The sequence below is a fragment of the Bacillus sp. SDLI1 genome (assembly GCF_001553895.1).
Lineage (GTDB): Bacteria > Bacillota > Bacilli > Bacillales > Bacillaceae > Bacillus > Bacillus siamensis.
Genome location: NZ_CP013950.1, coordinates 392891 through 404754 on the forward strand (window position 1 = coordinate 392891; position 11864 = coordinate 404754).

Annotated in this window: 10 protein-coding genes and 3 pseudogenes; 3 read left to right on the top strand and 10 right to left on the bottom strand. The window is 44.5% G+C overall.

Going from position 1 to position 11864, the window contains the following annotated elements; translation table 11 throughout:
* Both AUL54_RS01845 and AUL54_RS01850 read left to right on the top strand, forming a co-directional pair.
* Complete coding sequence (locus tag AUL54_RS01845; RefSeq protein ID WP_060962717.1) at positions 1-1827, top strand: T7SS effector LXG polymorphic toxin; 1827 nt, start codon at positions 1-3, stop codon at positions 1825-1827.
* 14 nt (positions 1828-1841) lie between these two features.
* On the top strand, positions 1842-2282 hold the full coding sequence (locus tag AUL54_RS01850) for an SMI1/KNR4 family protein (protein WP_024085400.1): 441 nt from the start codon (positions 1842-1844) through the stop codon (positions 2280-2282).
* A gap of 59 nt (positions 2283-2341) precedes the next feature.
* Here the strand turns inward: AUL54_RS01850 and AUL54_RS20385 are convergent.
* The 8 genes and pseudogenes from AUL54_RS20385 to spoVK form a co-directional block, all read right to left on the bottom strand.
* A pseudogene (locus AUL54_RS20385) lies at positions 2342-2455 on the bottom strand (peptidoglycan-binding domain-containing protein); the annotation flags it as partial.
* A gap of 4 nt (positions 2456-2459) precedes the next feature.
* Positions 2460-2606, bottom strand: a pseudogene (locus tag AUL54_RS21900) (Kelch repeat-containing protein); the annotation flags it as partial.
* Positions 2606-3307 (bottom strand): annotated as a pseudogene (locus AUL54_RS21050) (LysM peptidoglycan-binding domain-containing protein); the annotation flags it as partial. The pseudogenes AUL54_RS21900 and AUL54_RS21050, both read right to left, overlap by 1 nt.
* A 225-nt stretch (positions 3308-3532) precedes the next feature.
* Positions 3533-4867 (bottom strand): type I glutamate--ammonia ligase, encoded by a 1335-nt coding sequence (gene glnA, locus AUL54_RS01860; RefSeq protein ID WP_060962718.1) that lies wholly within the window; start codon positions 4865-4867, stop codon positions 3533-3535.
* A gap of 57 nt (positions 4868-4924) precedes the next feature.
* Entirely contained in the window at positions 4925-5329 is a 405-nt protein-coding gene (locus AUL54_RS01865; RefSeq protein WP_007410366.1) for a MerR family transcriptional regulator, read from the bottom strand.
* A gap of 109 nt (positions 5330-5438) precedes the next feature.
* Positions 5439-6704, bottom strand: a complete 1266-nt coding sequence (locus tag AUL54_RS01870) for a methionine gamma-lyase family protein (protein ID WP_060962719.1) — start codon at positions 6702-6704, stop codon at positions 5439-5441.
* Between the two features lie 16 nt (positions 6705-6720).
* Positions 6721-7983 carry a GTPase HflX gene (gene hflX, locus AUL54_RS01875; protein ID WP_060962720.1) on the bottom strand — a complete coding sequence of 421 codons (1263 nt, stop codon included), beginning with the start codon at positions 7981-7983 and terminating at the stop codon, positions 6721-6723.
* Between the two features lie 129 nt (positions 7984-8112).
* Positions 8113-9081 carry a stage V sporulation protein K gene (gene spoVK / locus AUL54_RS01880; RefSeq protein ID WP_032864740.1) on the bottom strand — a complete coding sequence of 323 codons (969 nt, stop codon included), beginning with the start codon at positions 9079-9081 and terminating at the stop codon, positions 8113-8115.
* A gap of 307 nt (positions 9082-9388) precedes the next feature.
* Here spoVK and AUL54_RS01890 point away from each other — a divergent pair, with 307 nt between their 5' ends.
* A complete protein-coding gene (locus tag AUL54_RS01890) occupies positions 9389-10147 on the top strand; it encodes an N-acetylmuramoyl-L-alanine amidase (RefSeq protein ID WP_060962722.1) in 759 nt (252 codons plus the stop codon).
* 48 nt (positions 10148-10195) lie between these two features.
* Here the strand turns inward: AUL54_RS01890 and AUL54_RS01895 are convergent, their stop codons facing one another.
* Together AUL54_RS01895 and nrdF are read right to left on the bottom strand one after the other, a co-directional pair.
* Positions 10196-10816, bottom strand: a complete 621-nt coding sequence (locus AUL54_RS01895; RefSeq protein ID WP_060962723.1) for a hypothetical protein — start codon at positions 10814-10816, stop codon at positions 10196-10198.
* A gap of 48 nt (positions 10817-10864) precedes the next feature.
* Positions 10865-11854: a class 1b ribonucleoside-diphosphate reductase subunit beta gene (nrdF, locus tag AUL54_RS01900; protein WP_047474863.1), complete on the bottom strand. Its 990-nt coding sequence runs from the start codon at positions 11852-11854 to the stop codon at positions 10865-10867.
* Between the last annotated feature and the right edge of the window lie 10 nt (positions 11855-11864).

The window sequence follows — 11864 nt, forward strand, 5'->3', positions numbered from 1 at the left end:
ATGAAAATCTTTGAAGCAACCACCCTGCTGGCCGCTGCCAAACAGCGCGCGGGTGAATACAAAAAACTGCGCGATCAGATGGTCAACCTGAAAAAAGCGTTTCAAGGTATGGCTGATCTTGGTGACAATGATTTCTCAGGCCGGGGCGCCGACAACATCAAAGCCTTTTTCCATGACCACGCCGGCGTCACAGACAGCTGGCTTGATCTGATCGATATGAAAATCGCATTTCTCACAAGCCTTCCCGGCAAAGTCGAAGATGCCGGACTTTCCAATTCGCATGTGGAGGAATCTTTTCTGGAGCACGAGCTCACACACGCCTTGAATAAATCAAAGGCGATTATGGAAGAACAGAAAAAAGACATGCGCTCCATCCTCGGAGAGATCGAAGACATCATCTCGCTTGATCTCTTTTCCACCGAAAGCGTGGATCACAAGCTCCAATCAGCCGACAAAAAGAGAAACGAAACGATACATAAACTCGGCAGACTTGATCACGATCTAACGAAAGAATACGCAGAAACCGAAGCAAACGAACAGTTCATCCAAGCTGACTTTCAACAGCTTCAAAACGCCACAGGCAAAGGGAAAAACGCCACTCCCCTTCACTACAACGCCAAGGCGTACCGTGAAAGCGACATCCATAAGAAAAAAGGCGAGATTGCAAGACATTCGGATGCTTATTTGACGATTAAAAAGGAAGAAGCGAAAGATCGAGAGATTGAAAAACTGAAAGAAAGACTGAACAATTTCGACTATGCGAATGCTGCTGAGTTCTACTCAATGGCCAAAACGATTGGTTATGAAAACCTGACAAAAGAACAGCAGCGATACTTTACTCAAATTCAAAACACGCAAGAACTCACAGACGGTTTCAAAGGGGTTGCAGTCGGCCTTTATGATGTTGGGAAAGATACTGTGTTAGGGCTGAAAGATCTCGCTGTCGGCGCTTGGGACTTTTATCAGCTCTCTGATGAACAAAAGGTTGTTAAAACGATTTCTACTGTATTGAATACTCCGTCTTACGCAAAAATCATATGGACAAACCTAGCCGATTCGTGGAATGATCAAATGGTGAATGGTGATACGTACTCTAGAGCGCACTACGTCTCCTATGCGGTGGGCAGCTTTGTCGGCCTGAAAGGTGTGGGCTCGACGGTTAACGTGTCAAGCAAACTCGCAAAAACAAGCATCTCCAAGGTAGGAAAAGTATTGGAGCCTGGCGCTGCAAGCCATGTACACACAGGAATAAAAAACGGAACAGACTATATCAATTCTTTATTGAAAAATAAAAACGAACCTGCTCTTGTTGGAATAGCGAAAGATATTGAAAACACCCATAATGTAAAAAACACCCCGCTTTTAAAGAAAGAAATTCAAAAAAAGCAAGATATGCTGACACAGGCCGCGCCGTTCACACATAAAGATGCCTTTGGAAATACAGTAACAACTAACTTAAAAAATGGTCATTTAAAAAATGATGTGCATCCTATAACAGGTATACCTTATGATAAAGATGGTTTTCCAATATTTGATCCCGTTGCAGAAGTGAAAATTGATAAGTCATTATATCTTGAAAAAGATACTGTACAGTTTAAAAAAGCAACCGAACTCCTGTTGCAAGAAATCAACAAAAATCCCCAGTTGAGAAATCACTTTACAAAAATGCAGTTGAAGCAAATTATAAAAGGGAAAAAACCAAAAGGGTTTACGTGGCATCATCATCAAAATGAAGGTATAATGCAGCTAGTTGATTCAGATATACATGGTAAGACAGGGCACACTGGTGGAAGAAATATCTGGGGCGGAGGTTCCGAATACAGATAAAGGAGAGTTATAACATGGTTGAATGGGATTTCGGTGAACATCCTATCAGTAACGAAGAAATTCAAGAAGTTGAAAATACGCTACAAGTAAAGTTTCCAAAAGATTATTTAGAATATGTCAAAAGCTATTCTGGCGCTACCCCAACTCCTGAGACTTTTGATTTTGAAGGAAGAAAAGGGATTGCTTTCGGATACTTACATAGTTTCCATGAGGATAGTGAGTCATACATAATTAACGTTTCTAATCGTTATCGAGACGGCAGAATGCCAGATAAAGTAATTCCTATTGCGGATGATGTGTTTGGTAATGAGATCTGTTTCGATTTTAGAAAGAATCATAGTAATCCCCCTCTTGTTTTTTGGGATCATGAAATTGCTTTTGAAAATCCAGAGGGTGCTCTGAGTCATATATGTAATTCGTTTACGGAATTGGTAGATAAGCTCTACGAAGAATAGAAACAAAAAGTCTATATAGACAAAGCCCTTCCCTTTTGCCTTTTGAGAAGGGCTTTTTGTTATTTCATTAATATTTCCAGTTTTACTTTCGTTTTTGGTCCGTAAATTCCGTCAGCAGTTAACCCGTATATAGATTGGAACCGTTTGACCGCATTTGCTGTTTTGGGACTATACGTGTTAAGTGGTTTTAGCACTTTGATTATTGCTTGTATTCGTTGAGTACTCATTTACTTCAAAAGTAAGGATATTCTTAAAGATTACATGATCTTTTCTGTTCTCAAACGGTCCAATATTATTATTGTGCTTGTCAATCTCGTATCTCGAAGGGCTGTTCGTTTAACAGCATTTGCTGTTTTCGGTCCGTAATAGCCATCTATTCCGTTGTTCTTTGCTCTTTTGTCTGGATAGTAATAGAGAGCCGCCAACGCTGTTTGAATCTGTTTTACGGCCTTAAGGGGCTTGTCACTTTTAAAACGCCTGACGGCAGCGTGTAAGATGATTTCTTTCCGCTGAACGGCGAGCTGGCCGAGCCAGTCAACTTTAATACTTGACCGGCTTTGATAAAGTTCGGGTCCTTGATACCGTTCAAGCTTTGCAGGGTTGCCATGCTTACTCCTGTTTTCTGTGCAATGACAGAAAGGGCATCCCCTTTCTTCACGGTGTACGTCGCCCCGACTGTCTTGGTTTCTGTTTTTGATGGTTTGGGTGCTTTTTTACCCCCAAGACGTTTTAATTCTCTTGCACTGGTCCGCCTTCACTCCATTACAACGAGCCTCAGATAAAATGCGGTGCGAGCAATATTTTCCGATCCAATCCTGGTGCTCTCTAATCCTGTTGACGCCCCGGCCCCGCTCTTTAAGCAACTGAGCGACAAGCTTGATTGTCAACGCCTCTTCTGCCCGGTATAGTGCTCCCGCCTGCCTTGGGTAGCATATTTCTACAGAGATAGACTTACGATCCCCGGTTTCGTTTGTGCCGTTGCCAGAATGCCAAGCATTCCGGTTCAGCGGAATCCCCTGAATCATTTCTATATAACTCGATCCAAAATGATAGCTTGTCGAACTCACCACATAAAAATTGACAGAGATTCAATGAATAAGTACGAGGATTATATCTCCACAATTATGGAGTAATTTTTTATTGATTTTTTGTGGGTATTTTGTGGGTGGTATATGATTTATATTAAATTATTAAATTTGTTAACAAACCAAAAAATCCCCTGACACCAATAGTGCCAAGGGATTGAGAGATTAATACTGAGACATGTATTGTTCGCGCTCCCACGGATGAACCTGTGTGCGGAACATATCCCATTCGATTTCTTTTGCTTCGATGAAGTGTTCGAACAGATGCTCACCGAGAGCTGCAACCATGACTTCGTTTGATTTGAATTCGTCGAGAGCTTCCGCAAGTGTCGCCGGAAGGTCCACGATTCCGCTTTCCATGCGCTCTTCTTTGCTCATGACGTAGATGTTGCGGTCAATCGGAGCCGGCGCTTCAAGTTTATTTTTGATTCCGTCAAGGCCTGCTGCAAGCAATACGCTTAATGCCAAATACGGGTTTGCCGCCGGGTCTACGCTGCGGACTTCAACACGCGTGCTGATGCCGCGGGAAGCCGGAATACGGATCAGCGGACTTCTGTTTTGCGCGCTCCATGCCACGTAGCAAGGTGCTTCATAGCCCGGAACAAGGCGTTTGTAAGAGTTCACTGTCGGGTTTGTGACAGCTGTAAAGCTTGTCGCGTGTTTTACGATACCGGCAATGAAGTGTTTTGCTGTTTCACTCAGCTGAAGATCAGCGTCTTTATCAAAGAATGCGTTAACGCCATCTTTGAAGAGTGATAGATTACAGTGCATACCGGAACCGTTTACGCCGAACAGCGGTTTTGGCATAAATGTCGCATGCAGACCGTGTTTGCGGGCGATCGTTTTGACGACAAGTTTGAAAGTTTGGATGTCGTCACAAGAACGGATGGCACCGGCATATTTAAAATCGATTTCGTGCTGGCCGGGAGCCACTTCATGGTGAGATGCTTCGATTTCAAAGCCCATTTCTTCCAGCTCAAGCACGATATCGCGGCGGCAGTTTTCTCCCAAGTCAGTCGGAGCCAGGTCGAAGTATCCGCCTTTATCGTTCAATTCGAGTGTCGGTTCGCCTTTTTCATCTAATTTAAACAGGAAGAATTCAGGCTCAGGTCCAAGATTGAAATCGCTGAAACCGAGTTCTTTCATTTCATTCAGAATCCGTTTGAGGTTGTTACGCGGGTCACCTTCGAACGGGGTGCCGTCCGGATTGTAGATATCACAGATGAAGCGTGCTACTTTACCTTTTTCAGCTGTCCACGGGAAGATAACAAATGTGTTCAGATCAGGATATAAGTACATATCAGATTCTTCGATGCGGACAAAACCTTCGATGGAAGAACCGTCAAACATGCATTTATTATCAAGTGCTTTTTCAAGCTGGCTCACAGGAATTTCCACGTTTTTAATCGTTCCGAGAATATCTGTAAACTGAAGGCGGATGTACTTTACGTTTTCCTCATTTACTAATTTTACGATGTCTTCTCTTGTGTACTTTGCCATTTCGTAAAACTCCTCCTCTAAAAGGTAAATGTATATAGCAAAACAGTTGCTAACGGATTAATGAAAGAATCGGGACATATCACCTTGGCGGAAGGTATTCCCCCGCTGGAATCGGCCTGCCTGCATCAGTTCGTTTTTCAGAAGCTTTCTGAGTTCGTCGTCAGACAGATTGTGCTTCATCGGTTTGGCAGTTTTTTCGGATTTTTCCTCCGGTTCGGCAGATGCCTTATCCAGAATTTGTTTGATCCCCGCCATATTGACGCCTTGTTCAATCAAATTTTTGATTTCTAACAGTTTATCTACATCATGGAATGAAAATAATCGTCTATTTCCTTCGCTTCTCGCTGGAAATATCAGTCCATTTTCCTCATAATATCGAATTTGCCGGGCAGAAAGTTCTGTTAACTGCATGACAATTCCTATTGGAAATAAAGGCATTGAGCGGCGAATGTTATCACTCATCTCAATTTCCTCCTTTTCTTATCTTAGTCTCATTATAGGTGATGTTATATTTTGTGTCAATACAATGTAAGGAATCTTAACATCAAATTCTTTGAAAATTGCAAACGGCTTAGATCAGCCCTTTTTCCATTAGAGCATTAACTGCGCTGCAAATCGCATTTTTTACGTGCGCATAGGTTAATCCTCCTTGGACATACGCGACGTAAGGCGGTCTGATAGGGCCATCTGCCGATAATTCAATGCTCGCCCCCTGTACGAAAGTGCCCGCTGCCATAATGACATCGTCTTCATATCCCGGCATGTAGCTCGGATAAGGCGTCACATGCGCATTAATCGGAGAAGCGTATTGTATCGCCTGGCAAAAAGCAATCATCTTATCAGGGTCCTGAAACTCAACAGATTGGATCAGATCCGTTCTCGGCGCATTCCATGCAGGGTTTGACGAAAATCCCAGCTTTTCAAGAAAGCGGGCGGTAAATACCGCTCCCTTCAAGCTTTGCGCCACTACGTGCGGAGCGAGAAAGAAACCTTGATACATTTCCTGCAGTGAATAAAGCGATGCGCCGGCTTCACTTCCGATTCCCGGTGAGGTCATCCGGTAAGAGCAGGCTTCAATCCACTTGGCTTTCCCCACAAGGTATCCCCCCGTTTTGGCAAGGCCGCCGCCCGGGTTTTTAATCAGGGAGCCGGCCATAAGATCCGCTCCGACGTGACAGGGTTCCCGCTCTTCCGCAAATTCTCCGTAGCAATTGTCCACAAAAACAATGACATCTTCTTTGATTTCTTTTACGAAACGAATCATCTCTTCAATCTCATTTATCCTGAAAGACGGGCGGTTCGCATATCCTTTTGAACGCTGAATACCGATCACTTTTGTATTCGGACGGATTGCAGCACGGACCGCTTCGAAGTCCACTTTGCCTTCTGTGGTTAAATCGACAGCATGATACCCGATTTGAAATTCTTTAAGCGAGCCTGAATTCTCCCCGCCTCTCACCCCGACGATTTCTTCGAGTGTGTCGTAAGGCTTGCCTGTGATATAAAGCAATTCGTCTCCGGGTCTCAGCACACCGAACAGCGCGATTGAGATCGCGTGCGTCCCCGAAATGATTTGCGGTCTCACGAGCCCCGCCTCTCCTCCGAACACATCAGCATAGATCTCTTCCAGAGTATCCCGGCCGATGTCATCATAACCGTATCCGGTTGAAGGTGTAAAATGCGTATCGCTTACTTTATGCTTTCTGTAGCTTTGCAGGACTCTCCATTCATTCCGTTCACTGATTTCTTCTATTCTTTTATGAACGGCGGCGATTTCCGCTTCTGTTTCTTCGGCGGTTTTTTGCAATAGAGTGCCGTGTGTCAGTGTCTCAAACATGTTGTGTATACCTTCCTTACATGAATTTCTTCAGTTCTCCAAGTATGCTTTGTTCTTCTTGCACATAACCCGAGACTTCGTAGCGTTCATTTTCTTCATTAAAATAAAGACTGTCGATCATAGTCTCTGATTTAATGCGTGACATCAATTTGCCTTCAGCGGCGGGTACATGAACTTCATACGGCGTCATCAGCTCACGGCGTAAATAAGCTTCGATTTCCGCTTTCAATTTCGCTTCATCCCCGAAAATTCTGGCGCTGATCATGATGTGGCCTTCCCCTGCTGTCGGAATGAAGTCAGGAAGTGTTTCATCTCTTTTGTTATAAGCGGTTAACACCGGAATATCATCTGCTTCAAGCTCTTTTAACAGTCCGAGAACAGTCTGTTCATGCCCGGCATAATCTTCATTGGAAGAATCAATGACATGAATGATCAAGTCAGCTTCCTTCACTTCCTCAAGCGTTGAACGGAAAGCGGCAATCAGCGTTGTCGGCAAATCCTGAATAAAGCCGACCGTATCAGACAAAAGGACGCTGTAACCGCTTGGAAGCGCCATCTTTCTCGTCATGGGATCAAGTGTTGCAAACAGCAGATCTTCTTCATAGCTGTCTGAGCTTGTTAATTTATTGAACCACGTTGATTTTCCGGCATTGGTATATCCGACGAGCGCCGCCTGAAGCACACCATTCTTCTTGCGTCTCTCCCGATAACGGCTTCTGTGGCGGATAACCGTTGACAGCTGCACGTTAATTTCGTGTATGCGGTTTCTAATGTGGCGCCGGTCTGTTTCAAGCTTTGTCTCACCGGGCCCTCTCGTCCCGATTCCGCCGCCTTGTCTGGAGAGATTGATTCCTTGTCCGCTCAAGCGCGGCAGTGCGTATTGAAGCTGGGCCAATTCGATCTGAAGCTTTCCTTCCCTCGTCTTCGCCCTTTTTGCGAAAATATCCAAAATAAGCTGCGTGCGGTCGATGATCTTCGCTTCAATTGCCGTGGCGAGTGATTTAAGCTGGCTCGGTGACAGTTCATCATTAAAAATGACCAGATCCGCTTCAAGCTCTTCACACAGCGCCTTCAGCTCGTCTACTTTCCCCTTGCCTATATATGTAGCGGCATCCGCTCTGTTCCGTTTTTGCGTAATCCGGGTCAGCACCGTTCCGTCAGCCGTTTTTGTCAATGAAGCAAGCTCGTCCATGGAATGTTCAAAGTGCTCGTCGGTCATGTGCGGAAGCTGGCAGCCGACTAAAATGACCGTTTCTTTTTTTTCTTCCTGTTCGTTCAAATGGATGTTCCTTTCTGTGTCGTATTGGGCAGTAGTACTATCATACCAAACCCGCAGGACGTATACCACACATCCGGCGGGTTTTAAAGAGAGAAATAAAAAAAGGCCTCTCAAACCCGGCTGAGAGGATTATTCATGAGCTGCGGTGTCATCTTTTATAAATAAATCCTGACTCTTGATCGTCATCAGATCGTTTTTTAAGTATTGGTCCCCCATTAAAAGCCTCATGGCCTGAGCGCGGATTGATTTTTCAATCACATTTCTGACAAAACGTCCGTTGCTGAATTTAATGGGGCTTGTCGTGCTTTTCACCGTCATTAAGTAATCTTTTAACTTCCACTCGGCTTCCTGGCTTAATTGATACTCCCGCTCCGCTATCATGCGCTTTGCAATGTCCATCAGCTGAGCGACAGAGTAATCCGGAAAATCGATGCTGATAGGAAAACGCGATTGCAGGCCGGGATTTAATGACAGGAAATGTGTCATTTCTCTCGAGTACCCTGCCAGGATCAGAATAAACTCATGCTGTTTGTCTTCCATATGCTTGACAAGCGTATCAATCGCCTCTTTACCGAAATCCTTTTCTCCGCCCCTTGCAAGTGAGTATGCTTCATCAATGAATAAAATGCCTCCGAGCGATTTTTTAATCAGATCTCTCGTTTTTTGCGCCGTGTGTCCGATGTATTCACCGACCAGATCGGCACGTTCTGCTTCGATCAGATGTCCTTTGGAAAGCACGTTCATTTCGAAGAAAAGCTTGCCGATCAGTCTCGCGACGGTTGTTTTTCCGGTGCCGGGATTGCCTTTGAACATCATATGAAGAGCTTGTTTTCCGACTTTCAGCCCTTGTTCGGCCCGTTTTTGGTTGACGAATATCCACGCATAAATTTCTTTAATGTTGCGCTTCATTTCTTCCATACCCACTAATGTGTTCATTTCTTTTTCTATTTCTTTCAGAATGCTGTGCTTGGCTTCATTTTTTTGCAGGGCGGCCTGATATTCCGCCTCAGCTTCCGCATTTGTCAGCACTTGCTTTTGGCCATTAAGAATGATGTTAATTTGTCCGTTATTTTTATAGGTTACAGCGCGCTCCAACATGCTCACCTCTCTGTTCTCTCTTTATCTTATTCATGATAAAGGCGTTCCGTGACACCCGCCTATCATCATGAGGCCCGATTACCCCTTTTATCTGTCGCATTTTCCGTTCTCTTCGGGAATGATGCTGAATCCTGCGCTTTCCCGAGAAATATTTTTCATTTCTTATTGTATTCAGCTGAAACGGAAGGACAAACCATTTATTTTTATTTTCCGGGAAATGCCGGGCGGATTTATCATTTTTTTCATGAATGACAGCCGTACAAGCACCTTTTAAATATCATCATATGCTGTAATGAGGTGATGGAGAATGGTTAAAATTTTTTTAGACCCCGGTCATGGCGGAACTGATTCAGGCGCAACCGGAAACGGGCTTCAGGAAAAAGCGGTCACGCTGGAGATCGCACTGGTTTTGCGCACGATTCTGACGAATGAGTATGAAGGGGTTTCTGTCACGATGAGCAGGACAAGCGATAAGACGGTCAGTCTGACGGAAAGAACGGATGCCGCCAACAGCTGGGGCGCAGATTATTTTTTATCCATTCATATTAACTCAGGAGGCGGAACCGGATTCGAAAGCTATATTTACCCGAGTGTAGGAGCGCCGACTTCGACTTATCAATCAGCCGTTCACACGCAAGTAATCCAAGCATCCGGTTTTAATGACCGAGGGAAAAAAACAGCCAACTTCCATGTGCTGCGGGAGACAAGTATGCCGGCGATTTTGACGGAGAATGGTTTTGTTGATACGGCAGCTGATGCAAACAAATTGAAAACAGCCAGTTTTATTGAAAGCCTTGCAAGAGGACATGCCAAGGGCTTGGAGCAGGCTTTCGGTCTAAAAAAAAAGCCTGACTTATATAAAGTACAAATCGGCGCTTTCAATGTGAAAGCAAATGCTGATGCACTTGCCGCCAATGCGGTGTCTAAAGGTTTTGATGCGATTGTGCTTCCAAAAGACGGCTTATTTAAAGTGCAGATCGGCGCATTCTCTTCCAGAGATTATGCTGAATCTTTAGCAGCGCGGGCCAAAAAAGCGGGATTTGATACCGTCATTACGTTAAACTAATGAAAAACCCCTGTTCTCCCTTTTTTAGGAGGAACAGGGGTTTTTCTGTTATTGAAGAATATCGGCGACAAACTGAGACCAAGTTTCAAGCCGCTGATACACGTCTTCTTCTTTTAATTCGTTCACTTTCATCCAGCGTCCGGCGATCTGCTCTTTTTCTTTCACTTCGACTTGTGCTCCAGACGCTAATTGGAGCGCAGAAAGGATGCCGATATGCACCTTTCCGACACTGTTTTCATCATCATTGATTAAACCGAGTGTGACAATGTTTTGTTTGTCTTCCTCAAGAATATGCAGTTCTTCTGCTAACTCCCGGTCGGTATTCTGTTTCAGCACCTCCGCAAATGAGGCCGCTCCCTCCATAGGATTCATGTGACCGCCGAAGCCGAGGGAAAGTTTATTATGAAGGCGCGATTCTCCGCCGCCCGCGAGCCGCTCATACACAAACACCTCATCATCGCGGCGGATGACGACATACGGAATCGGCTGTTTAAAACGCGGGTCCTCTTCCGCGTCGCCTCTTCTGATTTCTGAAAAATGCTCCTCAATTTGAGCCATAATCTTCACGATACGCTCATCTTCGCTGTTGACTCCCTGGAATGTCAGCGTTTCGTTTTGGAAGACGTCACTCCGCGGCGCGGCTAAGATGATTTCATCCATTTTATCCATGTCGGTTCCTCCTGTCATATTTCTCCATTCAAGCCAAAAGAGCAGATATTATATCTGCTCTTCATCTTGACCGAAATAAAAATCCTCGTCTTTAATCGGTTCTACCGTCGCTTTTTTGTAGCCGTTCCCTTTCATGGAGAAGAAATCATGTGATTTCGTTTTGGTGTTTAATCCGTTTAATACGATCGGATTAATATCCTCTTCTTCAAAGTAAGGATCGAACCCTAAGTTCATCAAAGCTTTATTGGCGTTATAGCGGATGAATTTCTTTACGTCATGAGACAGCCCGACTTGATCGTACAGATCCTCGGTATACTCAAGTTCATTGTGATAAAGCTCTTCTAAAAGCTCAATCGCAAATTCACGAAGTTCCGCCTTTTTCGCTTCTGTTTGTTTATTGTATATTTCTTGGGCAAGCAATCCGACATAGACGCCGTGGATCGCTTCATCACGAAGAATCAGGTTGATGATTTCACCGCTTTGCATCAGTTTTCCCTGTCCGTAGAAATATAACGGATAATAGAAACCGCTGTAGAAAAGGAAGCTTTCTAAGTAAACGGAAGCGACCATCGCTTTAAACAGCGAAATCTCATCGTCTTTTTTGATAGCGCGGTACAGTCCGACAACGGTTTGGGCTTTTTTCTGCAGGTACTTATTCTGCTTTACCCATTCAAACACTTCGTTGATCGTTTCAGTCGGAGCAAGTGTCATAAAAATATTTGAATATGATTTTGCGTGCACCGCGTTTTCCATCATCGCCATGAAATTAAGAACCGCTTTTCGCTGATGGCCTTCTACGTGCTCGGCCACAATCGGCATGCCCGTGTTCCCCTGCTCTGTATCAAGCAGTGTCAGGCCGGCGAGCACCTTCATGTACGTATCCTGCTCATTTTTACCCAAGTACTTCCAAGTGAGGAGATCGCCGTTTAATGCGATCTCTTCGGGAAGCCAGAACTGCTTTACGTTTTGGTTGTAAAACATTTGGGTAAAATCATCTTCATGCTTTGACCAGTTTGCTGCGTCATAAATTTTTGTCACTGTAAACTCT